A 22,751-nucleotide genomic window follows, 5' to 3' on the forward strand; every position below is an offset into this window, starting at 1 on the left:
TCCACAGCATGACATGGGCGGGGATCGGGGCCAACCCCTGCCTGCCCGCCGAGATTCGCAGGTTGGCGGGCGGGGTCTCTGCGCGCTAGGCTTGCCCTCCTGTTTCAGGAGGCTTTTATCCATGCGTATTTGTTCGATCGTCGGCGCACTCGTTGCGACCTTCCTGTTTGCTGGCGCGGCCGCTGCAGCGCCCCTGTCACCGCCGGACACCGCCTATAGCGCCACACGAATCATCGAGGCCGCCGGCATGACAATGACAGGCCAAGTCCATTACGATCACGGGAAGGAGCGTTGGGAAACAACCATGCAGGAGATGCGACAGGTGTCGATCCTGCTGCCTGATGAAAAGAGAATGCTGATGTATATGCCCGACATGGGCATGGCGATGGAGGTCGGCACCGGCGATGTCGACGACTACGGTATCGGGGAGATCTACAACGAGGGCGTCAAGGCGGAAAAGATAGGCGAAGAATCAATTGGCGGCGAACGAACCAGCAAGTACCGCGTCGAACATGACGACGGCGCGTCGATGTTCGTCTGGATCACGCGCGACGGCATCCCCGTCAAGGCCGAGGGCGCCAGCGCCGAAGGCAAATTCTCGATGCATCTGACCGATCTGGTGCGCGGGCCCCAGGATCCAGCGCTGTTTCGTCTGCCCGATGGAGTAACTGCGACAAAAATGCCGACAGGCATGCCGCCGATGATGCCACGCTAAACGAGAAGCGGAGCGAGTACGGCACTTATCGCAATCGCCAGAAACAACAGCGCACAAAGCGAAAGCTCCAGCACGCCCGCCATGAGATGTCTTGCCATTGCTACACCGCACATCCCGGAATCGGGGTCGCCTGAGATCCCGAGGATGACGCATGCATGATGGGCGCGCATGATCCATTCGGACCATGTCCTGCACTGGGGGTTGGAGCGGGTGAAGGGAATCGAACCCTCGTCGTAAGCTTGGGAAGCTTCTGCTCTACCATTGAGCTACACCCGCATCAGCGCATTAAGTACGGTTTCCGCCGGTTTCGCGCAAGAGACTACCAGCGGTTCTCCACTTCCTCTGCGAAGCCGAGAAGGTCCGTCACCTCGATCCGGCGACCGTCGTCAAGGATGACGAAGCCCGAAAAGCGGCCGAAAACCTGATGCTGAATGGAACGGAGGATTTTCAGGTCGACGGCGGCGCTGCGATCGACGACCGGCTGGAAGTCCATCTCGAAACGCCCATCGCTGCTGGAAAAACGCCAGGGCGCACCATCATAGGTGCCGGACGGCATGTGAAAAGTCACCTCATCGAGCTTGTGGGCGACGCCATCGAGGAAAACCATGTTCTCGGTTGCCGCCGAGGTATCGCCGAACCCGTAGCCGATATTGAAGCCGAACAAATGCCCGGCAACGCGGCCGGAAGCCGAGCCCCAGTACCAAGTATTGTCATAAGTCCAGACGCCACGGCCCCAATCGAGCAATCCGAAGGCAGACGCCGGCGCAAAGACATGTTCGCGCCCGCCCATCTCGACGCGTCCTTCCGCCGGCATGCAGTTGATCTTCTGGTTGTAGTAGAAGGCGCGAGGTGCGCCCGGAAATGGTGTTGCAATGACCATGCGATCCATCGGCGGCTGCTCGAGAAAAATCTCGCCCTCGAGCCCGCACCCGCCGGCGAAGCCCGGACAAGAAACGGAAAGGCGCCTTCCGCCCGGCTCGTGGCGGAACGCGAGTGAAATCCTGGGATGGTCTTGCAGGATGTCGCCCGCATCGGCACTTCCCGGAAGCCCCATACGCCCGCGCGGAAACGGGATTGTCACACTTTCTGTGATCGTGTCCGGCTTGCTGAAGTCGAGCCATGAGGCGGAGAGAAAGCCCATATAGGCATTATCTGCCACGGTGAGTGCGAGGCCGCACGTTTCGTTGAGAACGCAGTAATAGTCCCATTCCTTGATCCGGTACCAGGGCGCGCGGATCGCTTCTCGGCGATAGCGGCGCGCTTCCCCCCGCGCCCAGCCCGCCTCCTGAAGCCGCCCCTGCCCGTCCAGAAGATCGCCCGCGGTCAGTTCACATTGCACCAAATCACCCCTCGTTCATTCTGCAACAGCCTACCCAGCCTCTCGGATTTGTGAATAGGCGAGCGAGCCGGGAATGCTAGGTTTCCGTCATGACAGCACTCGCCGCCAACCGCCCCCGCGAACAATTTTCCGACCCCGACCTGACCGCCGGGGGCGAAGCCCGGGCGCATGTCGTCTTTCATGATCTCAAGACGCTCTGGCTCAACACCGGCACGCTCTGCAACATCGAATGCGCCAATTGTTACATGCATTCGAGCCCGACCGATGACCGCCTTGTCTATCTGACAGCTTCCGACGCAAAGCATGTTCTCGACATGGTTGGGCATGATGCTATCGAGATCGGCTTCACGGGCGGCGAACCGTTCATGAACCCCGACATGTTGAGCATGATGCGCGACGCGCTCGGCCGTGGACATTCCGTGCTTGTCCTCACCAATGCCATGCAGCCGATGCAGCGACCGGGGATAAAGTACGGCCTGCTCGATATCAAGGAACGTTATGGCGAGCGGATGACGCTGCGGGTCAGTCTCGATCATCACAGCGAGGCACTGCACGACGCTGAGCGGGGTGCGGGAAGCTTCCGCAAGTCCATGGAGGGTTTGCGCTGGCTGGCCCGCCAAGGCTTCTCGATTGCCGTTGCCGGCCGCAGCGTGCCGAGCGAGACGGAGCCCCAAGCCCGAGCCGGCTACGCGGCCCTCTTTGCGCGCGAGGATATTCGTCTTGAAACGGATGACCATGCGGCGCTGGTCATCTTCCCCGAGATGGACGAGCGCGCGGACGTCCCCGAGATCACGACCGCCTGCTGGGACATTCTGCATGTCGATCCGGCCGACATGATGTGTGCGACGAGCCGCATGGTGGTAAAGCGCAAGGGCGCGGCGAGGCCGGTCTTTGTCGCCTGCACATTGCTGCCCGACGATCCGCAGTTCGAAATGGGCGAGACGCTCGCGGAAAGCCTGACGCCGGTCAAACTCAATCACCGGCACTGCGCCAAATTCTGCGTGCTGGGCGGCGCAAGCTGCTCGTCCGCCTAGCGAAAACGCAGATTGCCGCGGTTGAGATCGGCGACGGTGCGGGCGCCCATCAGCTTCATATCGCGCTCGATCTCATCGCGCATCAGGCCGAGCGCGCGCTCGACACCAGGCTGGCCTGCCGCCGCCAACGCATAGAGATAGAGCCGGCCGCCCGAGCATGCCCTGGCGCCGAGCGACAAGGCCTTGAGCACGTGGGTGCCGCGCTGAATGCCGCCCTCGCAGATCACATCGATCTTGTCGCCCACCGCATCGACGATCTCGGCCAGCTGGTCGAACGGGCTGCGCGAGCCGTCAAGCTGGCGGCCGCCGTGGTTCGACACCATGATGCCGGTGCAGCCGATATCCACCGCGCGCCTGGCATCGGCGACACTCATCACGCCTTTCAGCGCGAAATGCCCGCCCCATTTGGCGCGGATCGCTTCGGCATCCTTCCAGCTCATCGACTGATCCAGCATGGTGGAGAAATAGCTGCCGATCGAGGTCGCGAGATTGGTGCCTTCCTGTACATGCTCTTGCAGGTGCGGCAGTTCCATTTTCGGATGGGTCAGATAGTTGACCGTCCAGCGCGGCCGCGCGGCGAAGCTGAAGAGGCTCCTTAGGGTAAGCCTGGGCGGCGAGGTGAAGCCGGTGACAAGGTCGCGTTCCCGGTTGCCGCCGGTGATCGTGTCGACGGTCAGCGCCATCACGTCGAATTTCGCGGCCTTGGCGCGCTCGATCATGCTGTCGTTCAGGCCGCGGTCCTTGTGGAAATAAAACTGGAACATTTTCGGCGTTTCGATCATCGCGCCGATTTCTTCCACGCTCACCGTGCCAAGAGAGGAAACGCCGAACATGGTGCCGTATTTCTGTGCCGCGCGCGCTACCGCCCGCTCGCCATCCGGGTGGAACAGCCGCTGCAGCGCGGTCGGTGCGCAATAGACCGGCATGGCGAGTTTCTTGCCGAAAATGGTGGTCGACATGTCCACTGTCTCCACCCCGGCGAGCACGCTGGGGACAAGATCGCAGGTCTCGTAGGCGTCGGTATTGCGCCGGTAGGTCACCTCGTCATCTGCTGCGCCGTCGATGTAATGAAAGATCGGGGACGGCAGGCGGCGACGGGCGAACGCACGGAAATCCTTGAAATTGTGACACCTGGCAAGGCTCATCGAAACTCGCTTTGGCGCTCAGGGCGCCTTGAAATGTCTTGAAAGCTTCAGGTCCTGGCACCGATAGCTCGAACCGAGGAGGAGGAGAAAGGCGACGGCAAGACCGAAGGCGGGATGCATCGAATGAATCTAGCCGGTCCTGCGGCGGTTGACGATAGGGCCGCGAAGGAAAGGTTTGGCCGACACCACTGGCACCCCCTATCCTGTCCTTACAGAATCACTCCATCGGCATTGGGAGACTTCCATGTCCGCTCCGGCGAAGATCGCGACCGCGTTCATCGACTACAGCGACGGCGAGACGACCTTCGAGGGCTATGTCGCGCATCCGGAAGGCACCGGCAGGCGTCCTTGCGTGCTGCTCGCACATGACTGGAGCGGCCTCAATGGCGGCATGCGACAACGTGCGGAGGAAGTAGCACGGCTCGGATATACGGCCTTCGCAATCGATGTCTATGGCAAGGGTGTGCGCGGCGACGAGCAGGGCGACAATTCGGCACTGATGGGACCATTCCTCGCCGACCGCGCGCTTCTACGCAAGCGGCTGCTGGCTGCCCTTGATACGGCGGCGAAGCATCCGGCCACCGATACCGCGAAGGTCGGCGCCATGGGCTATTGTTTCGGCGGCCTCTGCGTTCTCGATCTCGCACGCGCCGCGCCGCCGATCCTCAAGGGCGTCGTCAGCTTTCATGGCATCTTCATGCCACCCAATCTGGGGCCGCAGACGAAGATCACCGCCAAGGTAATGATCCTGCATGGCTGGGAGGATCCAATGGCACCCCCGGATCATGTGGTTGACGTCGCCAGGGAGATGACCGAGGCCGGTGCCGACTGGCAGCTTCATGGCTATGGCCATGCCCTGCACGCCTTCACCGTCGAGGGCGCCTATGCACCGGAACGCGGTATCGCCTATGACGCCAGGGCCGACCGGCGTTCATGGGCGGCCATGCGCGGCTTCTTCGAGGAGGTGTTTGCCTGAGAAATCTCCACAATTAGGTCATTAGACCAAAAACAAGTTGCGCCGCTTTCGGCCCGCCGCTAAGACTCCGTCTATTGGTCATTCGACCAATTATGGCGGACCAGCGGAGTACCCCATGGGCATAGACATTCTCACGGCCGACAAGGCCCTCGCGGCACGGCACGCCGTGCATATTCCGGACCTTGTGGCCGCCACCGGGCCGGCCTCCTACGATTACATTTTCGGACCGAGGGCCGACGTTTACGAGCCGTTCATCGAGATGGCATGGCTTTCCCCGGATAATTTCTTTTCTCACACGCAGTCAACGATTGCACTTGAGGACGGCGATTTTCGCGGCGTGTTGATCGGCCATGACGGCCCGGTGCATTATCGGTTGAAAGATGCATTGTGGCCGCTTCTCGACGGCCTCGTGAAGCAAGGCAAGGTGAAGGCGGCGCATCTCGCGGCGCTCGCCGAACGCGCCGATATCGCGAGCTACATGAACCCGCATGTGCCGGAGGATTGCCACTATGTCATCGTCGTGTCGGTGCCACCCGCCGCGCGCGGACGCGGCGCCGGCAAGGCGCTCCTCGAAAATGCTATCGCCCATGCGCGACGCCAGGGCTTCCGCACGGTGCATCTCGACGTGATGTCGGACAATCCGGCCGTCGGGCTTTATCGGGCAATGGGTTTTCAACCGATGGCCGAAACGATCGCTCCCATACCCTGCCGCCAGCACGGGATCGCCATGGAACTCAGAATGGTGCTGGCGCTCTGATCACTGTGTTCTGAAGTGCTTCGAAAGCTTCAGGCCCTGACGCTGGTAGTGCGAGCCAAGACCGCTACCGTAGAGCCGTGTCGGGCGATCAGTCAGACGTTCAAGCACGAAACGTCCGACGATCTGGCCGTGTTCGAGAATGAAGGGCACTTCGTGAGAACGCACTTCGAGAACAATGCGGCTACCCGCCCCGCCCGCCTCGCGTGCGCCGAAGCCCGGGTCGAAAAAGCCTGCATAATGAACACGGAATTCACCGACCAGCGGATCGTAAGGCACCATTTCGGCCGCATGGGTGGCCGGAATGTGGAGTGCCTCGCGCGAGGCCAGAATGTAGAACTCGTCGGGATCAAGAATGAGGCCCTTGCCGGGACGCACTGAAACCGGATCCCAGAAGTCGAGCACGTCATAGGCATCGACCTTGTCGATATCGATGACTCCTGAATGGCGACGCGCACGATAGCCGACGATTTCATCTTCGCGCGCCGGCGCCAGATCGACCGTCAATGCGATCCCGCCATCGATATCGGCCTCACCGTCAACCAGGCGCAGCTCGTCATGCAGGCGCCTCATTTCAGCGTCGCTGCAGGAATGCGTGCCGCGGCGAAAACGAATCTGCGCCAGACGCGAACCCGGGCGGACCAGGATCGGAAAAGTGCGCGGCGAGATTTCGAGATAGAGATGTCCCTTGTAGCCAGCCGCCACGCGATCGAATTCTGTCGCGAAATCGGCGATCAGCCGCGTGAAGACGTCGAGACGGCCGGTCGAGCTTTTCGGATTGGCGGAAGCCGACGTCCGTTCGGACAGGGCCAGCGCCTCGACCAGCGGCACCAGATAGACGCAACCCGTCTCGAGCACGGCCCCGTCGCGCAAGTCTATCTTGTGCAGCATCAACTCCTCGACGCGCTCCATCACGCCATGACCGGGGCCCGGCAGGAAACTCGCCCGCAACCGGTAAGCGACCGCCCCGAGCCGCAAATCGAGGCTGGCCGGCTGGATCTGGGCAGGATCGATTTCGACCGCGCCCCAGATCTCCTTTTCGCGGATCAGCGCCTCGATGCCGTGGGCCGGCAGGATGCCGGTCGCGTGCATCTGCCCGGCACCGAGGCGGCGCGGCTCGTCGTCGCGATGGGGGAAGAGATCGTCAGCCGTCTTGGTCATGGTTTCCCGCATAATCCGGCGTTGTCCGGGGGGTCCGTTATAGGTCGCCTGCCCGCCGCCGGAAAGCCCCGGCTTGACGCCGGCGCCTGCGCGCCCTTAAATGCGCGCCGATCCCGTGGTGATTTGAGCCGACCGGCTTGCGGCCACGTTAAACAATCCGCTAAAGAGGTCGGGCGGCGCGCCCCGATCCTTACAGGTCGGGGTTTTTTATTGGGGGTAACCCGGATGAGCAAGACGACACGCGATGGCCGCAAGCTGACGACCCGCACCGAAGCCGTGCACGGCGGAACGAGCCGCACCCCTTTCGGCGAGACCAGCGAGGCGATGTTCCTGACCTCGGGCTATGTCTACGAGACGATGGAGGCCGCCGAGCGGCGGTTCAAGAACGAGGAGCCGGGTTTCATCTATAGCCGTTTCTCGAATCCGACCGTGCGCATGTTCGAGGAGCGGATGACCGCGCTGGAAGGGGCCGACGATGCCCGCGCCACGGCCACCGGCATGGCAGCGGTTACGGCTGCGATGCTTTGCTACCTCAGGGCGGGCGATCATGTTCTGTCGTCGCGGGCGCTGTTCGGCTCCTGCCGCTACATCGTGGAGGAATTGCTGCCACGCTTCGGCATAACGTCGACGCTGGTCGACGGCCGCGATATCGAGGCATGGAAGAAGGCCGTGCGTCCCAACACGCGGATGCTGTTTCTCGAAACGCCCTCGAATCCGACACTCGAGATCATCGACATCAAGGCCGTGGCGGCGATTGCCCATCAGGCCGGCGCCAAGCTTGTTGTCGACAATGTCTTTGCGACGCCGGTCTTGCAGCGACCAATGGAACTCGGTGCCGATGTCGTCGTCTATTCGGCAACCAAGCATATCGACGGACAGGGACGCTGCCTCGGCGGCATCGTGCTGGCCGATCAGGCCTTCATCACCGATCATCTCGCCAATTTCCTGCGCCAGACCGGGCCGAGCCTCAGCCCGTTCAACGCCTGGGTGATGCTGAAAAGCCTCGAGACGCTCGATCTGCGGGTCCGCGAGCATGCACGCAGCGCCGACACGGTTGCGCGCTTCCTCGAAGGGCATAAGGGGGTCGCCCGGGTCTTCTATCCTGGCCTTTCCAGCCATCCGCAACACAATCTCGCGATGAGCCAGATGGAGGCGGGCGGCAATATCGTTGCCTTCGAAGTTACGGGCGGAAAGGCCGGCGCCTTTCGCTTTGCCAATGCGCTTGAGGTCATCAAGATTTCGAACAATCTCGGTGATGCCAAGAGCCTGATCACCCATCCGGCGACGACGACGCATCAGCGCCTGACGCCGGAGGCCCGGGCCGAACTGGGCATCGGCGAGGGACTTGTGCGTCTCTCCGTCGGGCTCGAGGATGCAGCGGATCTGGTCGACGATATCGAACGGGCGCTGGGGGCGCCATGACGATCGGCCACACCTGAAAAAACCTCGGAACGGCCACAAAAACGCCGCCGTTAAGAGGAATTTATAAGATGCTCGGTAGTCTGGTAATCCTGTGGAAAGACTTGGGGCAGAAGGCCCCGGGGTTCACAGGCCAGCCGACGCTCTCGCGCAAGGATGCCCGATGTACAGCGCCATGACCCGCTCGATCAATATTCTGGTAGAGCCGACCTATCTCGAGGATCAGTCCGAACCCGAGCAGGACTACTATGTCTGGGCCTATCACGTGAAAATCGAGAACAAGGGCCGCGAGACGGTGCGGCTGCGCGCGCGTTACTGGAAGATCACCGATGCGAGTGGCCATGTGCATGAAGTCCGCGGTCCGGGTGTTGTCGGCGAGCAGCCGCTGTTGAAACCCGGCGAGACTTTCGAATACACCAGCGGCACGCCGCTCGGCGCCCCATCCGGCATCATGTTCGGCAACTACGAAATGGAGACCGAAGCCGGCGAAACCTTCGAGGTCGATATTCCGGCTTTCTCGCTCGATAGCCCGCACGCGCCACGCCTGTTGCACTGACGCAGAACACCGCGTCGACACATCTCGCATCCCGGTTCCGTCCGCGCTAGAGTGGCGCCTCGCCCTTGTCACTCCCCCCTGCCCGCCGGAATCCTCGTCTCATGCCCGCGCCGCAACGCTTCACATCGCGAGAGATGATCGACAAGCTCGTTTCGTTCGATACGACGAGCCATCTGTCCAACCTCGCCCTGATCGAATTCGTCGAAGCCTACCTGGCCAGCCACGGCGTCGCAGCGCAACGTGTCACCAATGAGGATGGCAGCAAGGCAAATCTTTTTGCCACGCTGGGGCCGGCAGACAAGGCGGGCGGCATCGTGTTGTCGGGCCATACCGATGTCGTCCCGGTCGAAGGCCAGAACTGGTCGACCGACCCCTTCCGCTGCGTCGAGCGCGACGGCAAGCTCTTCGGCCGCGGGACCAGCGACATGAAGGGCTTCATCGCCGTGGCGCTGGCCTTCGTGCCGGAGTTCCTGAAAGACGGTCCGCAGATTCCGATCCATCTTGCGCTTTCCTACGACGAGGAAGTCGGCTGCCTTGGCGTCCGTCCGATGATCGATGGCATCATCCGCCACATGCCGCGTCCGCAGGTCGTGATCGTCGGCGAGCCCTCCTTGATGAAAGTCGTCAACGCGCACAAGTCGATCCAGTCGTATTCGACAACGGTCACCGGGCTCGAAAGCCATTCGAGCGCTACCGACAAGGGTGTCAATGCGGTGATGTACGCTGCGGAGCTGATCGGCTTCCTCTCGCAAATGGCCGAGGAGATGCGGCGGCGCGGCGATGCATCGAGCCGCTTCCAGCCCCCCTACACCACCGTCAATGTCGGACCGATCCGCGGCGGCACGGCGCTCAATATCATTCCGAAGACCTGCAGCTTTCTCTGGGAATATCGCGCATTGCCCGATCTCGATCCCGATGAAATCATCGGCCGCTTCAATGCGCATGTGGCGGAAAACGTGCTGCCGCGCATGCGGGCGGTGCATCCCGGTGCAAATGTCGAAACCAGGGTTCGCGCGCAGGCACCGGGCCTTGCGCCCGCGGAGGGCTCACCCGCCGAGACGCTGGTCTTGAAACTCGCCCAATGCAACGCCGCCGAGGCCGTTTCCTATGGTACCGAGGCCGGACTTTTCCAGTTGGCCGACATTCCGACGGTGGTCTGTGGACCGGGCGATATCGCCCAGGCGCACAAACCTGATGAATTCGTGGAACTCGCCCAGATCGCCGAATGCGAACGCTTCATGGGCCGGCTGGCAGACTATGTCTCAGGCCGTCCGATCTAGCGCCGACCTCAACGCAGTACCGGGGCCATCGAACGTCTGATCTCGGCGCTCATCTTTTCATCGAAACGGGTCGCCAGATCCTGCATCAAGGCAGCATAGGCGGCGTCGCGATCGTTGAGGCTCGCGCTTTGAAGGATCGTACGGCTGGCATTGACCTCGGCATCGGCCGTCCAACTGCCATGCGCCCCGCCGGGGCCGGGCCGTTCGACCGTCAACCGCACCTTCAGTCGTGCGGTCAGGCGGGTGTCGGGCTGGTCGCCGAAGAGGCCTGTCAGCCCACCCTTTTTCGGCAACTCTTCCGAGACGACGCTGCCTTCCAGCAGCGCGAGCGTTGCGGTTCCCGCGGCGCCAACGGCCATCAGGCGCGCACGCGACCAATTTCTGACAATGCCGGCCGGCGATTGACGGTGCAGATGCTCGATATTGGGCGACCTTGCGGGGGACTCGTACTGCGCGTCGAAACCGATCGAGGCAATGTCGAGATGCAGCGGCAGGCGCGCAACAAGCGCGATGTCGCCCGGCGGTAGGGCTGGCGGCGTCGCACAGGCAGCGGCCGCAAACAGCAGCGCCAGAACAATCCCGAAACGGGAGGCGGCAATCGATCTCATTCCTTCAATTCCTCGGGTCTGAAGACATAGACCGCACTGCAGAATTCGCAGGTGGCGGTGATGACACCGTCCTGCACCATTTCGTCGATTTCATGGCCGCCGAAAGAGCGCAGCACCGTCTCCATACGGTCCCGTGAGCAATGGCAGGAAAATTCGACCGAAGAGGGCTCGTAGGCGCGCACGCCGTCCTCGTGGAAGAGGCGGTACAGGAGGCGAGCCGGCGCCAGCGCCGGGTCGAGGAGCTCGTGATCCTCAACCGTATCGAGCAGGATGGCGGCCCGATTCCAGTTTTCCTCTTCCTGCGTCCAGGGACCCTGATCCTCGCCTTCACGGAAGCCGGTCAGGCCGCCGTCGCGGGCAATGTGCTGGATCATGATGGCGCCGGCGCGCCAGTTCTTTTCCGGACCCGATGCCGCACGGTGATAGTAAGGACCCGCTGCAAGCCGAATACGCGTTGCGACCTGTTCGGAACTGGCAAAGTATTCATGGGCTGAATGACTCAGACCGCGTGCGTCAAGCGCAACGATGCCCTGGTAGCGATCCATGTCGGCGCCCTGATCGATGGTCAATGCCAGAAAACCGGCACCCAGCAGATCGGCGGGCGTCGCTCGGCCCGCGGCCAGGGCTTCGTTCAGCCGTTCCTCGTCGACCTGCGCATAACCGCGCAACTTGCCCGGCGATTCATAATCCGCAACCAGCATGCCGACCGGGCCGTCGCCTTTTGTCTGCAAAATGAAGCGGCCTTCGAACTTCAGCGCAGAGCCGATCATCGCGGCGAGTGACAGTGCTTCGCCGAGCAGACGCGACACAGGTTCGGCATAGTCATGGGCGGACAAGACGCGGTCGACCAACGGTCCGAGGCGGACGACCCGGCCGCGAATGCCCAACCCCTCGATCTGGAATGGCTGAACGAGATCGTCGGCGCCGGCTATCTCGGCATCGCTCATTGAAAGCACCAGGCCAGAACGCCCTTCTGCGCGTGCAGGCGGTTCTCGGCCTCGTCGAAAACGACCGACGCCGGTCCGTCGATCACGTCGGCGGTCATTTCTTCCTCGCGATGCGCCGGCAGGCAATGCATGAAGATCGCATTCTCGCCCGCCGCCGTCATCAGCCGCGCATCGACGCGGTAAGGCGCCAGCAGACTGTGCCGGCGGGCGGCCGTCTCTTCATCATCGCTCATCGACACCCACGTATCGGTGTTGATGCAATCGACACCGTCGACGGCTTCAAGCGGATCGGCGGTGACCAGAACTCTCGCACCGCGCTTCTTCGCCCAGTCAAGTGCCTGCGGCGCCGGCGCCAGTTCCGGCGGACAGGCGATTCGCAATTCGAAATCGAGCTGACCGGCCGCATGGATCCAAGACGTGGCCATATTGTTGCCGTCGCCGATCCACGCAATACGACGGCCAGTGATCGGGCCCTTGTGTTCCTCGAAGGTCATCACGTCGGCCATCAGCTGACAGGGATGCGAAAGGTTGGTCAGGCCATTGACGACCGGTACGGATGCATGATCGGCCAGCTCCAGCAGTGTTGCGTGGTCGGCCGTGCGGATCATGATCGCGTCGACATAGCGCGACAGCACACGCGCCGTGTCGGCAACGGTTTCGCCACGGCCGAGCTGCATATCGCCGCCATTCAGGATCAACGTCTCGCCGCCGAGCTGGCGCATGGCCACGTCGAAAGAAACGCGCGTGCGGGTCGACGGTTTCTCGAAGATCATCGCCAGCAGCTTGCCCTGGAGCGGCCTGTCGGCATCGGGCTCCGCATGACCCTTGCCCTTGCGGGCCGTCTTGCGGGTCGCGGAATCATCGAGGATGGCCCTCAAATCGGCCGCGGACACTTCGTGGAGGTCGAGAAAATGCCGCTCGCTCATGATCCCGCTCCACTCTTGCCGGCCGGTGCACCCATTGCGGCCTCGATCGCCGTGCAGGCGCGCGACAAGCGTTCCATCGCGTCGTCGAGATGGGCTTCCTCGATGGTCAATGGCGGCAGCAGGCGCACGACATTGTCGCCGGCGCCAACGGTCAGCATGTGTTCCATCCGCAGCGCCTGCACCAGCTCGGTATTCGGCACCCGGCATTTCAGACCCAGCATCAGCCCCTCACCGCGCACGCTTTCGATGATGCGCGGATGCTGGTCGGCGAGCATCGCCAGCTTCTGCTTCAGTTTCAGCCCGAGCGCCCGCACATGCGGCAGGAAGCCCTGATCGAGCGCCAGATCGAGCACGGCGTTGGCGACGGCCATGGCCAGCGGATTGCCGCCGAAGGTCGAGCCATGGGTGCCGGCCGTCATGCCGCGCGCCGCCGCTTCGGTCGCAAGGCAGGCGCCAACCGGGAAACCGCCGCCCAGCGCCTTGGCGATCGCCATGATGTCCGGCGTCACGCCCGCCAGTTCGTGAGCAAACAATTTTCCGGTGCGGCCCATGCCGGTCTGTACCTCGTCGAGCACCAGCAGGATGCCGGTTTCGTCGCAAAGGTCGCGGATGCGCCGCAGATCTTCCGACGGGATGACGCGGATGCCGCCCTCGCCCTGGATCGGCTCGATCAGCACGCCGGCCGTCGCCGGCCCGATCGCCGCCTTCAGGGCCTTCAGATCGCCGAAAGGCACTTGCGGGAAGCCAGGCATCGCAGGGCCGAAGCCTTCGAGATATTTCTGCTGTCCGCCGGCCGCGATGGTCGCCAGCGTCCGCCCGTGGAAGGCGCCTTCCATGGTGATCAGCTCATAGCGTTCCGGCACACCGCCCGCCGCGTGAAACTTGCGCGCCATCTTGATGGCGCATTCGAGCGCCTCGGCACCGGAATTGGTGAAGAAGACGGTGTCGGCGAAAGTCGCCTCGACGAGACGCCTCGCGAGGCGTTCCTGACCCGGAATGCGGTAGATGTTCGAGGTGTGCCAGACCTTCTGCGCCTGCTCGTTGAGGGCGGCGACGAGATGAGGATGGGCATGGCCGAAAGCGTTGACGGCGATGCCGGCGCCGAAATCGAGATAGCGTTCGCCTGTCGCGGTGATCAGCCAGGGGCCTTCGCCGCGCTCGAATTCAAGGTCGGCCCGCGCATAGGTCGGCAATACGGGAGTAATCACGGGAATCTTGTCCTTCTCACAGCTTTTCCGTTCAAACCGCCGGCGCGGAAAGGAGGAGTGGACATCGCGACCAATGCGCGAGGAACGGAACTCCGGGCTTTCCATGCGAGACGGCAGTTTCCTGCACTGCGCCGTTCACAGGGCGCAGCCTCCTCGCTGTCAGCGTCGTCGTTTCCCGTTCAGGATCATCTCGATCACCTTGAGGCCCCTCCGGCGGGCTTGCGCCCAATAGAAAAAGCCGCCTGAAAAGGGCGGCAGTCCGGGAAGCAGCGGAGTATTGCGGAGGGGCCGGAGCCTGTCAATCGGGGTTTTTCGGCGGATTCCGGCCGCTAATGCAACCGGCAATCCGCCTCGACCGGTTCGGCCTCGCCCCCGGGCATTTCGCGATAGAGAAACCCTGTCTCGCCATTGCCATGCCAGACAAGCGCCAGATCCGGATCGAGAGCGCGGTATTTGACGCCAGAGGCCGCAGGCTCGACCTGCATCTGGATTTCCTCGCCGTCGAGAAAGAGCAGAACCAGCACTTCCCCGGTTTCGAGCGTCAGTTCGGCCAGTTGCAGCTCTACGCCGCCGGCGCAGCGATAGGCAAGGAGCGGACTGCTGACATCCATTTCCGCTTCGGCCGTCTCATCGGCCGTTTCCTGCGCTACAGCCATGCCTGCCGACTGCGGCAGTGCGGCGGCAAGCAGGCATGCAAGCAGGCGGGCGGACATGTCGGTTCTCCTCAAGCCTTGAGGCGGTAGCCGGTGCGGAAGAGCATATGACAAAGACACCAGAGCACAAGATTGACGCCGATCACCAGCGCAATGCCGATTTCGAGCGAACCGTCTGCGTGGCCGGTCACGCCATAGCGGAAACCGTCGATCAGGTAGAAGACCGGATTCCAGAGCGTGACGCTGTGTGCAAAATCGGGAAGCTGGGTCACCGAATAGAAGGTTCCCGACAGAAATGTCAGCGGCAGCAGCACGAAATTGGTCACGGCCTGCAAATGGTCGAACTTCTCCGACCAGACGCCGCCCAGAATGCCGAACAGCGATAGCATCAGCGAGGCGCCGGCGGCGAAGAAGAGCAGTGCCCAGACATGAGCCAGACCAAGATCGACAAAGGGCAACATGGCAAGCGCGGTCGCGCCGCCGCAGACCAGGCCGCGCGTCACGCCGGCCAGTGCGATGCCGATATTCAGCTCCATCGGCGAGAGGGGCGGCATCAGAACATCGACGATGTTGCCCTGGATCTTCGAGATCAACAGCGAGGAAGAGGTGTTGGCGAAAGCGTTCTGGATCATGGTCATCATGATCAGGCCGGGCGCCAGGAATTCGACAAACGGCACGCCGTGAATGTCGGGGCGGAACTTGCCGATGGCGAGCGCGAAGATCGCCAGATAGAGCAGCGTCGTGATGACCGGTGCGGCGATGGTCTGGGTCATCACCTTCCAGAAACGGCGCACTTCCTTCAGATAGAGGGTCCACATGCCGAGCCAGTTGACCGCACCGAAGCGGCGGGCGCCCTCGGCGGGCCAGGGAGTGGGGGTCATCGGGCGCTCCTGTGATCGGCAAGCATCGGCGAGACTTAAGGGACGGTGTGGCCGCAGACAAGCCACGAGGATGGTTCTTTTCTGTGGATAAGGCCACTGGCACCGACACGCCCGGTTGCGGCAATTGGGCTTTATATTGTATATTTTTGCTTAACGCCTACGAAATCTAGTGGGGTCGGATTTCAGCGGCAGGCGTCCAATCGGGCCGAGAGGGGGCCCCAAGGGGAAGAGCATCATGTGGACCGACGAACGCGTGGAACTGCTGAAGAAGCTCTGGGCCGACGGCCTGAGTGCCAGCCAGGTCGCCAAGCAGCTTGGCGGCGTCACCCGTAACGCCGTTATCGGCAAGGTGCACCGTCTCGGCCTGTCGGGCCGGGCGACACCGAGCCGCCCGGCGCGCACGCGCAGCACGGGCCCGCGAACGCTCGTCCGAGGCCGTCCCGACCCGCTGACCGGCGAAGCGCGCAATGAAGAGCACGCCGCCCGCGAGACGGCAGAAGCGCGCAGCGAGACGGTCCAGGAAGAACGGATGCTCGAACCGAGTCAGCGCGCCACCGTACTGACGCTGACCGAGCACACCTGCAAATGGCCGATCGGCGATCCCGGCCGGCCGGGCTTTCATTTCTGCGGCCGTGGCGCCGACAATGCCTCGCCCTATTGCACCGAACATGCGCGGATGGCCTATCAGCCCGCGCAGGCACGGCGCAATCGCGAGCGTCAGCGCAGCAAGGACCATCGACTGGTCAGCTGAACCAGGGCCTTTCGGGGCGTCGAGGGGAAAGGAAAACCGGCATCCGCTTTCGCGGTTGCCGGTTTTTCATTGCTGTAAGGACCGAACCCGTCAGGCCTGGAACTGTTCGTCCAGCGAATAGCCGGCCGAGCGAACGGTGCGGATCGGATCCTTCTCGCCCTTGTCGTTGAGCGCCCGGCGCAGCCGGCCGACATGAACGTCAACCGTGCGAGCCTCGACATAGACGTCCGATCCCCAGACCGCATCGAGCAACTGTTCGCGACTGAAGACCCGGCCGGGATGCTGGATCAGGTGATCGAGCAGACGATATTCGGTCGGCCCCAGACGCACTTCGCGTTCGCCGCGGCGCACCCGGTGGGCAGCGCGGTCGACGACGATGTCGCCGAAGGTGATCATGTCTTCCGTCAACGCCGGACGAATGCGGCGCATGACAGCACGGACACGCGCCAGCAGCTCGGTCATCGAAAAAGGCTTGGTCAGATAATCGTCGGCGCCGGTGTCGAGGCCGCGGATACGGTCCCCCTCCTCGCCGCGCGCCGTGATCATGATGATCGGCAGGTTGCGGGTTTCATCCCGCGCCCGCAGGCGACGGCAGATTTCGATGCCCGAAAGGCTGGGCAGCATCCAGTCGAGCAGCACGAGATCAGGCGTCGTCTCCTTGATCATCAGCACCGCTTCCTCGCCGTCGGATGCGGTGATGACCTTGTAGCCTTCCTTGTCGAGATTGTACTGAAGCAGCGTCAGCAGCGCTTCCTCATCCTCGACGATCATCACAGTCGGTTTCATGCGTCTCTCGAACTGATTCCGGTCGTTCCCGACGAAATCCTGAGCCTCTTCGCCGGTATGGGCAAGCATCATGGACATGATTCCTCCAGATTTCCTCAGTTTTCCGCCTCGATGGCAGTCATGCTGGTTGTATCGCCCTTGGGACGTTCGTCCTGCACCCATTCACCTGTCACCAGATAACCGACCGTTTCGGCGATGTTGGTGGCATGATCGCCAATGCGCTCGATGTTCTTGGCAATGAACAGCAGATGCGTCGAGACGCCGATGGTGCGCGGGTCTTCCATCATGTAGGTCAGCAATTCGCGGAAGACCGAATTGTACATGGCGTCGATTTCCTCGTCCTCGCGCCAAACCTCCATGGCTGCGGCCGCCTCGCGATTGGCATAGGCATCGAGCACCTGCTTCAGCTGCCGCTGGGCCAGACGTCCCATCCGGGCGATGCCCTGGATCAGCTTGGCGGCGCCTTCGAAGTCGTTCTGCAGAACAAGGGCGCGCTTGGCGATGTTCTTGGCCAGATCGCCGATACGCTCGAGATCGATCGAGATCTTGATCGCCGCGATAGCCTCGCGCAGATCGGCCGCCATCGGCTGACGCAGCGCAATCATGCGGACCGCATGCGATTCGATTTCGGCCTCCAGCACATCGATCCGCTGATCCTCGCGGATGGTGCGCTCGGCAAGCTGCGCATCGCGCCGCACAACCGCTTCGATGGCCGCCGAAAGCTGCGCTTCGGTGAGGCCGCCCATCTGGGCAATGCTGGTTGCCAGGGTGTCGAGTTCTTCCTGGAACGATTTTACGATGTGCTGGGTCACGTCCGTCACTCCTGTTGGCTCTAGCCGAAGCGGCCCGTGATGTAGTCCTGGGTGCGCTGGTCGGACGGATTGGTGAACATACGTTCGGTCTCGCCTTCCTCGACAAGATTGCCGAGATGAAAGAATGCCGCGCGCTGGGAAACGCGAGCGGCCTGCTGCATCGAATGCGTCACGATGACGATGGTGTAGCGCTCGCGCAGTTCGTCGATCAGTTCCTCGACCTTCGCGGTCGCGATCGGGTCGAGTGCCGAGCAGGGCTCGTCCATCAGGATGATTTCGGGGTTGACCGCGATGGCGCGCGCAATGCAGAGGCGCTGCTGCTGGCCGCCCGACAGGCCGATGCCTGGCTCCTTCAACCGGTCCTTCACTTCATTCCAGAGACCGGCACGGCGCAGGCTCTTTTCAACGATGGCGTCCATCTCGGAACCGGCCTTGGCCTTGCCGTGAATGCGCGGACCGTATGCAATGTTGTCGTAGATCGACTTCGGAAACGGATTGGGTTTCTGGAAAACCATGCCGACACGCGCGCGCAGCAGAACGGGGTCGATCTTCGGGTCGTAGATGTTGACGCCATCGACTTCGATACGCCCCTTGACGCTGCATATGTCGATCGTGTCGTTCATGCGGTTAATGCAGCGCAGGAAGGTCGACTTGCCGCAGCCCGACGGACCGATAAAGGCCATGACCTGCCGCGCCGGAATGTCGATCGTCACATCGATCAGCGCCTGCTTGTCGCCATAGTAGACCGAAACGTCCCTGGCAGCGACCTTCACTTCGTGTCCTGCCGTCCGCGGGGCGGTGTCCGCAAGAACGTCGGCTTTCTCAACCGTCTTCGCCATGGTCATTCCTGATGCTTCAGTGGTTGCCATTGCTGTCATGTCCGTCACCACTTTCTTTCAAACCGCTTGCGCATGTAAATCGCAATTGCATTCATTGTAACGAGAAAGCCGAGCAACACGACAATCGCGGCCGAGGTGCGCGAGGTAAAGCCGCGCTCCGGGCTATCGGCCCAGATGTAGATCTGGGTCGGCAGCGCCGTCGAAGGATTGAACATGCTGTCCGGCGCGGCGGTGATAAAGGCGTTCATGCCGATCAGCAGCAGCGGCGCCGTTTCGCCCAGAGCCTGCGCCAGACCGATAATCGTGCCTGTAAGAATACCCGGCATGGCCAACGGCAGGACGTGATGCCCTACTGTCTGCATTTTCGAGGCGCCGACGCCGATGGCGGCTTCTCGGATCGACGGCGGGACAGCCTTCAACGCTGCGCGGGTCGCAATGATGATGGTGGGCAGTGTCATCAGCGACAGAACCAGACCGCCGACGATCGGCGCCGAACGCGGCATACCGAAGAAATTGAGGAAGACGGCGAGGCCGAGAAGACCGAACACGATCGACGGCACGGCTGCCAGGTTGTTGATGTTGACCTCGATCAGATCGGTCAACCGGTTCTTCGGCGCGAACTCCTCGAGATAGACGGCGGCGGCGATACCAACCGGGAAGCTGATCAGAAAGCAGATCAGCAAGGCGAAGAAGGAGCCAACCAGCGCGCCTTTGAGACCAGCAAGTTCCGGGAAACGGCTGTCGGCATTGAAGATCATGCCGGAATTGAGCGGTGTCGTGAGTCGGTCCTGTTCGACGAGGCGGTCGTACCAGGAAATCTGCTCGTCGCTGACGCGGCGCTGTTCGCGGGGCGTATTGCGATCGATCAGCCCCTTGTGCAACTGGTCGCCTATATCGGCAAGCGGAAAGGTGAAAGGAACGGTCTGTCCGATCAGCGACGGATCGGCAACAACCATGTCGCGCAACCTGTACTGGCCGCCATTGCTGAAGAGCTGGCGCAGCTCGCGCAGCTCGCGCGGCGTGTCGACATCGGGGAATATCTTCGCCATCGCGTCCGTCAGGATCATCTGGTAGCTGGCGCCACGCGGATCGGACGTGTCGATCCGATCGGCGGGCAGATCGACATCGAGAGTCACCATGGTCTGCGTCGCGGCGGGCAGCGCCGTACCGACAATCGTCGTCAACAGGATGCCCAACATGCCAAGTGCGAACAGGATCGCCGCGACACCGTAGGCGCGCAGGCGGCGGTCGGCCGCGTGACGACGCTTCAGGCCGGCGTCCGGTTCATGCCAGGGGCGTGCCTTCGCGCCAGATAAGGTCGTGTCACTCATAGCGTTCCCGATAGCGCTTGACGACCTGGAGCGCGATGACATTGAGCGCCAGGGTCGAGAGGAAAAGAACGAGGCCGAGACCGAATGCGGCAAGCGTCTTGGGGCTGTCGAACTCGGTATCACCGATCAGCAGCGTGACGATCTGCACCGTGACGGTGGTAACGCCCTCGAGCGGATTGGCGGTGAGCGTGGCCGTCAGACCCGCGGCCATGACGACGATCATCGTCTCGCCGATGGCGCGGCTGACGGCGAGCAGTACGCCGCCGACAATGCCAGGCAGCGCGGCGGGCAGCAGCACCTGGCGAACGGTCTCCGCCTTCGTTGCGCCGAGCGCATAGGCCCCGTCGCGCATCGATTGCGGCACCGCCGAAATCGCGTCGTCCGAGAAGGAGGAAATGAACGGGATCAACATGATCCCCATAACGGAGCCGGCGGCCAGCGCGCTGTTGGAAGCGACCGAGAGCCCCATGCTCACACCCAGATCGCGGATAAACGGCGCGACGGTCAGAATTGCAAAGAAGCCGTAGACGATGGTCGGAATGCCGGCAAGGATTTCGAGCAGCGGCTTCACAACGGAACGAACGCTCTCATTGGCGTATTCGACCAGGTAGATCGCCGAGAGGAGGCCAACCGGCAGCGCGACGAACATCGCGATGGCGCTGATAAAGATCGTGCCCCAGAAGACCGGAACCGCGCCGAATGCGCCTTCAGCAGCCACCTGATCGGCGCGCATTGCCGTTTGCGGACTCCACTCCATGCCGAACAGGAACGAGAGAACCGGCACGCGGCTGAAGAAGGCAAGGCTCTCGATCACCAGCGAGAGAATGATGCCGAGCGTCGTCAGGATCGCTATGATGGAACAGACGATCAGCCCCCAGCGAAGAATGCCGTCGACATTGTTGCGGGCGCGGAATTCGGGGCTGATGCGGGCGCGAGCAAACGAAAGGCCCGCCGTCGCGACCACGAGCGCACAAACGAACATGGCGAGCGACGCCGTTTCGCGTAGTGCATTGTAGCGCTCAGCGGCTTCAAGCAGTGCGGCGTCAGGTGTACCGAAAATACGGCCGCCGGCGATGCTCTTGATCTCGCTGATGACGAGCGACATGCGGGCGTCATCGACGCCTTCCGTGATGTAGGCGGGGAGTCCCGATATGACGAGCGCATCGACGACCGCGCTTTCAGCGGCAAGCCAGATCAGCACAAGCATGAAGGCCGGGATTCCGCACCACAGCGCGACGAAATAGCCGTGATAAGCGGGGATCGAATGCAGCGGCGTACCGCCTGCCTTCAACGCCCCCGATTTGATACGTCCCCAGACATAGCCGACAAAGCAAAGTGTCAGAAGAATTCCGGCGAGGATCGAAGCTGACATCTGGCAGTCCTGACAGGGGACGAACGGGTTCGGTCTTCGGGCGATCGCCGGCGCCCCCGAAGGGGCGCCGGGACCGTAGGTTCGTGGATCAGCTCTTCGCGGCCATGTTGACGCCGTCGATGGCGTTCTTCTGCGTCTTCTCGCGGACATCGTCCGAAAGCGGAATCAGACCGCGTTCGGAGAGATAGCCGCCAGGCGCCAATGCATCATCGCTGACATATTCGGCGATGAACTCATTGAGGCCGGGGATCACACCCCGATGCGCGTTCTTGATGTAGAAGAAGATCGGGCGCGACACCTTGTAGGAGCCGTCGGCAATCGTCTCGATGCTCGGACCGACGCCGGCGACCGTTACGGCCTGCAGCTTGTCGGTGTTTTCAAACAGGAACGAGTAACCGAAGATGCCATAGGCATTCGGATCGGATTCGAGGCGCTGGACGATCAGGTTGTCGTTTTCGCCAGCTTCAACGAAGGGCCCGTCGGTGCGCATGCGCTGGCAGGTTTCCTTCTTGGCGTCCTTGTCGAGCGCTTCGATGGCGGCGAACTCTTCGCAGCCCTCTTCCATCACCAGCTCGACCCATGCGTCGCGGGTGCCGGAGGTGGGCGGCGGGCCCATGACCGTGATCTCGACGTTCGGGAGCGAGCTGTCGATGTCCGACCACTTCTTGTAGGGATTGTCGACGATCTTGCCGTTGACTTCGACCTTGGCGGCCAGTGCCTGGAAGAGCTGAGCCTTCGTCAGATCGATCGCCTTGCCCTTGCGGGAGACGGCCATCGCGATGCCGTCATAGCCGATCAGCACTTCGGTGATGTCGGTGACGCCATTGGCCTGGCAGTCGTCATATTCGGATTTCTTCATCGCGCGCGAAGCGCCGGTGATGTCGGCATGCGCCGTGCCGACGCCGCCGCAGAAGATCTTCATGCCGCCGCCAGTGCCGGTCGATTCGACGACCGGCGCCGCGCCGCCTGTCTCGTTGGCGTACTGCTCGGCGGCCGCCTGCGTGAACGGGAACACGGTCGACGAACCAACGATCGAAATCTGGTCGCGGGCGTGCGCGACGCCGGCGACCGAGAGAGCGGCGACGGCAACCGTCGCGGCCATCGTCAGGGATTTGAGTTTCACGGTAATTCTCCAGTCTTGTGAATGCCGGGCGCCAAGCAGCCACATTGGCCCCCCTGGCGCGCCCAAGCCGTTCCGGTTTTCGAAGTGGCTTAACCTTCAGGCCGGCGGACGCTAGCGGGGTGTCACGAAAGCTTT

Annotated in this window: 23 protein-coding genes, 1 tRNA gene and 1 riboswitch; of the genes, 8 read left to right on the forward strand and 16 right to left on the reverse strand. The window is 62.4% G+C overall.

Translation table 11 applies throughout. The annotated features are described in order from the left end of the window. The first annotated feature begins 121 nt into the window (after window positions 1-121). Window positions 122-715 (forward strand): DUF4412 domain-containing protein, encoded by a 594-nt coding sequence (locus AAC071_RS07020; RefSeq protein WP_339831208.1) that lies wholly within the window; start codon window positions 122-124, stop codon window positions 713-715. 202 nt (window positions 716-917) lie between these two features. Here the strand turns inward: AAC071_RS07020 and AAC071_RS07025 are convergent. Both AAC071_RS07025 and AAC071_RS07030 read right to left on the reverse strand, forming a co-directional pair. Further along, window positions 918-991: transfer RNA gene (locus tag AAC071_RS07025), tRNA-Gly, on the reverse strand. 43 nt (window positions 992-1,034) lie between these two features. Next, window positions 1,035-2,054 (reverse strand): DUF2804 domain-containing protein, encoded by a 1,020-nt coding sequence (locus AAC071_RS07030; protein WP_339831209.1) that lies wholly within the window; start codon window positions 2,052-2,054, stop codon window positions 1,035-1,037. A gap of 89 nt (window positions 2,055-2,143) precedes the next feature. On the opposite strand from AAC071_RS07030, the gene AAC071_RS07035 reads away from it, so the two are divergent. Beyond that, window positions 2,144-3,088, forward strand: a complete 945-nt coding sequence (locus tag AAC071_RS07035; RefSeq protein ID WP_339831210.1) for a radical SAM protein — start codon at window positions 2,144-2,146, stop codon at window positions 3,086-3,088. On the opposite strand, the gene AAC071_RS07040 is transcribed toward AAC071_RS07035, so the two are convergent. After that, entirely contained in the window at window positions 3,085-4,233 is a 1,149-nt protein-coding gene (locus AAC071_RS07040; protein WP_339831212.1) for an alpha-hydroxy acid oxidase, read from the reverse strand. The two genes, AAC071_RS07035 and AAC071_RS07040, sit on opposite strands and share 4 nt — an antisense overlap. A gap of 244 nt (window positions 4,234-4,477) precedes the next feature. Here AAC071_RS07040 and AAC071_RS07045 point away from each other — a divergent pair, with 244 nt between their 5' ends. Together AAC071_RS07045 and AAC071_RS07050 are read left to right on the forward strand one after the other, a co-directional pair. Further along, window positions 4,478-5,209 carry a dienelactone hydrolase family protein gene (locus tag AAC071_RS07045; protein ID WP_339831213.1) on the forward strand — a complete coding sequence of 244 codons (732 nt, stop codon included), beginning with the start codon at window positions 4,478-4,480 and terminating at the stop codon, window positions 5,207-5,209. A 115-nt stretch (window positions 5,210-5,324) separates the two neighbouring features. Beyond that, window positions 5,325-5,966 (forward strand): GNAT family N-acetyltransferase, encoded by a 642-nt coding sequence (locus tag AAC071_RS07050; RefSeq protein ID WP_339831214.1) that lies wholly within the window; start codon window positions 5,325-5,327, stop codon window positions 5,964-5,966. On the opposite strand, the gene AAC071_RS07055 is transcribed toward AAC071_RS07050, so the two are convergent. Beyond that, window positions 5,967-7,124, reverse strand: a complete 1,158-nt coding sequence (locus AAC071_RS07055) for a 2'-deoxycytidine 5'-triphosphate deaminase (RefSeq protein ID WP_339831216.1) — start codon at window positions 7,122-7,124, stop codon at window positions 5,967-5,969. A 105-nt stretch (window positions 7,125-7,229) separates the two neighbouring features. Beyond that, window positions 7,230-7,309, forward strand: a riboswitch (SAM riboswitch). 40 nt (window positions 7,310-7,349) lie between these two features. Here AAC071_RS07055 and metZ point away from each other — a divergent pair. The 3 genes from metZ to argE all read left to right on the forward strand — a co-directional run bounded on the left by metZ (window position 7,350) and on the right by argE (window position 10,379). Beyond that, window positions 7,350-8,546, forward strand: coding sequence for an O-succinylhomoserine sulfhydrylase (gene metZ / locus AAC071_RS07060; protein WP_339831217.1), 1,197 nt, complete (start codon window positions 7,350-7,352; stop codon window positions 8,544-8,546). Between the two features lie 160 nt (window positions 8,547-8,706). After that, a complete protein-coding gene (gene apaG, locus AAC071_RS07065) occupies window positions 8,707-9,099 on the forward strand; it encodes a Co2+/Mg2+ efflux protein ApaG (RefSeq protein ID WP_339831219.1) in 393 nt (130 codons plus the stop codon). A gap of 101 nt (window positions 9,100-9,200) precedes the next feature. Then, on the forward strand, window positions 9,201-10,379 hold the full coding sequence (argE, locus tag AAC071_RS07070) for an acetylornithine deacetylase (protein ID WP_339831220.1): 1,179 nt from the start codon (window positions 9,201-9,203) through the stop codon (window positions 10,377-10,379). Between the two features lie 8 nt (window positions 10,380-10,387). On the opposite strand, the gene AAC071_RS07075 is transcribed toward argE, so the two are convergent. From AAC071_RS07075 to AAC071_RS07100, 6 genes are all read right to left on the reverse strand, one after another. Further along, window positions 10,388-10,987: a hypothetical protein gene (locus AAC071_RS07075; RefSeq protein WP_339831221.1), complete on the reverse strand. Its 600-nt coding sequence runs from the start codon at window positions 10,985-10,987 to the stop codon at window positions 10,388-10,390. Continuing rightward, the gene (locus tag AAC071_RS07080) at window positions 10,984-11,934 is read right to left on the reverse strand and encodes an Hsp33 family molecular chaperone (protein ID WP_339831222.1); all 951 of its coding nucleotides are present in this window, start codon (window positions 11,932-11,934) and stop codon (window positions 10,984-10,986) included. The genes AAC071_RS07075 and AAC071_RS07080 overlap by 4 nt, the downstream gene beginning before the upstream one ends. Then, window positions 11,931-12,860, reverse strand: coding sequence for an ornithine carbamoyltransferase (gene argF / locus AAC071_RS07085; RefSeq protein ID WP_339831223.1), 930 nt, complete (start codon window positions 12,858-12,860; stop codon window positions 11,931-11,933). Before argF ends, AAC071_RS07080 begins: the two co-directional genes overlap by 4 nt. Continuing rightward, window positions 12,857-14,068 (reverse strand): aspartate aminotransferase family protein, encoded by a 1,212-nt coding sequence (locus AAC071_RS07090; protein WP_339831225.1) that lies wholly within the window; start codon window positions 14,066-14,068, stop codon window positions 12,857-12,859. The genes argF and AAC071_RS07090 overlap by 4 nt, the downstream gene beginning before the upstream one ends. Window positions 14,069-14,397: 329 nt before the next feature. Then, entirely contained in the window at window positions 14,398-14,781 is a 384-nt protein-coding gene (locus AAC071_RS07095) for an MliC family protein (protein WP_339831226.1), read from the reverse strand. A gap of 11 nt (window positions 14,782-14,792) precedes the next feature. Further along, complete coding sequence (locus AAC071_RS07100; RefSeq protein ID WP_339831228.1) at window positions 14,793-15,602, reverse strand: ABC transporter permease; 810 nt, start codon at window positions 15,600-15,602, stop codon at window positions 14,793-14,795. 232 nt (window positions 15,603-15,834) lie between these two features. On the opposite strand from AAC071_RS07100, the gene AAC071_RS07105 reads away from it, so the two are divergent. After that, window positions 15,835-16,353, forward strand: coding sequence for a GcrA family cell cycle regulator (locus tag AAC071_RS07105; protein ID WP_339831258.1), 519 nt, complete (start codon window positions 15,835-15,837; stop codon window positions 16,351-16,353). Between the two features lie 90 nt (window positions 16,354-16,443). Here AAC071_RS07105 and phoB read toward each other — a convergent pair whose 3' ends face one another. The 6 genes from phoB to AAC071_RS07135 form a co-directional block, all read right to left on the reverse strand. Next, window positions 16,444-17,139, reverse strand: coding sequence for a phosphate regulon transcriptional regulator PhoB (gene phoB / locus AAC071_RS07110; RefSeq protein ID WP_339831260.1), 696 nt, complete (start codon window positions 17,137-17,139; stop codon window positions 16,444-16,446). A 95-nt stretch (window positions 17,140-17,234) separates the two neighbouring features. Further along, window positions 17,235-17,951 carry a phosphate signaling complex protein PhoU gene (gene phoU, locus AAC071_RS07115; protein ID WP_339831230.1) on the reverse strand — a complete coding sequence of 239 codons (717 nt, stop codon included), beginning with the start codon at window positions 17,949-17,951 and terminating at the stop codon, window positions 17,235-17,237. A 20-nt stretch (window positions 17,952-17,971) separates the two neighbouring features. Beyond that, window positions 17,972-18,790, reverse strand: coding sequence for a phosphate ABC transporter ATP-binding protein PstB (gene pstB, locus AAC071_RS07120; RefSeq protein ID WP_339831231.1), 819 nt, complete (start codon window positions 18,788-18,790; stop codon window positions 17,972-17,974). 44 nt (window positions 18,791-18,834) lie between these two features. Further along, window positions 18,835-20,121: a phosphate ABC transporter permease PstA gene (gene pstA, locus AAC071_RS07125; protein ID WP_339831233.1), complete on the reverse strand. Its 1,287-nt coding sequence runs from the start codon at window positions 20,119-20,121 to the stop codon at window positions 18,835-18,837. Beyond that, a complete protein-coding gene (gene pstC / locus AAC071_RS07130) occupies window positions 20,114-21,493 on the reverse strand; it encodes a phosphate ABC transporter permease subunit PstC (protein WP_339831236.1) in 1,380 nt (459 codons plus the stop codon). Before pstC ends, pstA begins: the two co-directional genes overlap by 8 nt. Window positions 21,494-21,581: 88 nt before the next feature. Beyond that, on the reverse strand, window positions 21,582-22,616 hold the full coding sequence (locus tag AAC071_RS07135; RefSeq protein WP_339831238.1) for a substrate-binding domain-containing protein: 1,035 nt from the start codon (window positions 22,614-22,616) through the stop codon (window positions 21,582-21,584). Window positions 22,617-22,751 lie beyond the last annotated feature (135 nt).

It is taken from the genome of uncultured Parvibaculum sp., assembly GCF_963975745.1.
Lineage (GTDB): Bacteria > Pseudomonadota > Alphaproteobacteria > Parvibaculales > Parvibaculaceae > Parvibaculum.

Bases quoted from the DNA above. Each gene is read 5' to 3' on its own strand.
- AAC071_RS07020 (WP_339831208.1), top strand. From the start codon at position 122: ATGCGTATTTGTTCGATCGTCGGCGCACTCGTTGCGACCTTCCTGTTT.
- AAC071_RS07035 (WP_339831210.1), top strand. From the start codon at position 2,144: ATGACAGCACTCGCCGCCAACCGCCCCCGCGAACAATTTTCCGACCCC.
- AAC071_RS07040 (WP_339831212.1), bottom strand. From the start codon at position 4,233: ATGAGCCTTGCCAGGTGTCACAATTTCAAGGATTTCCGTGCGTTCGCC.
- AAC071_RS07045 (WP_339831213.1), top strand. From the start codon at position 4,478: ATGTCCGCTCCGGCGAAGATCGCGACCGCGTTCATCGACTACAGCGAC.
- AAC071_RS07050 (WP_339831214.1), top strand. From the start codon at position 5,325: ATGGGCATAGACATTCTCACGGCCGACAAGGCCCTCGCGGCACGGCAC.
- AAC071_RS07055 (WP_339831216.1), bottom strand. From the start codon at position 7,124: ATGACCAAGACGGCTGACGATCTCTTCCCCCATCGCGACGACGAGCCG.
- metZ (WP_339831217.1), top strand. From the start codon at position 7,350: ATGAGCAAGACGACACGCGATGGCCGCAAGCTGACGACCCGCACCGAA.
- apaG (WP_339831219.1), top strand. From the start codon at position 8,707: ATGTACAGCGCCATGACCCGCTCGATCAATATTCTGGTAGAGCCGACC.
- argE (WP_339831220.1), top strand. From the start codon at position 9,201: ATGCCCGCGCCGCAACGCTTCACATCGCGAGAGATGATCGACAAGCTC.
- AAC071_RS07075 (WP_339831221.1), bottom strand. From the start codon at position 10,987: ATGAGATCGATTGCCGCCTCCCGTTTCGGGATTGTTCTGGCGCTGCTG.
- AAC071_RS07080 (WP_339831222.1), bottom strand. From the start codon at position 11,934: ATGAGCGATGCCGAGATAGCCGGCGCCGACGATCTCGTTCAGCCATTC.
- argF (WP_339831223.1), bottom strand. From the start codon at position 12,860: ATGAGCGAGCGGCATTTTCTCGACCTCCACGAAGTGTCCGCGGCCGAT.
- AAC071_RS07095 (WP_339831226.1), bottom strand. From the start codon at position 14,781: ATGTCCGCCCGCCTGCTTGCATGCCTGCTTGCCGCCGCACTGCCGCAG.
- AAC071_RS07100 (WP_339831228.1), bottom strand. From the start codon at position 15,602: ATGACCCCCACTCCCTGGCCCGCCGAGGGCGCCCGCCGCTTCGGTGCG.
- phoB (WP_339831260.1), bottom strand. From the start codon at position 17,139: ATGAAACCGACTGTGATGATCGTCGAGGATGAGGAAGCGCTGCTGACG.
- pstB (WP_339831231.1), bottom strand. From the start codon at position 18,790: ATGGCGAAGACGGTTGAGAAAGCCGACGTTCTTGCGGACACCGCCCCG.
- pstA (WP_339831233.1), bottom strand. From the start codon at position 20,121: ATGAGTGACACGACCTTATCTGGCGCGAAGGCACGCCCCTGGCATGAA.
- pstC (WP_339831236.1), bottom strand. From the start codon at position 21,493: ATGTCAGCTTCGATCCTCGCCGGAATTCTTCTGACACTTTGCTTTGTC.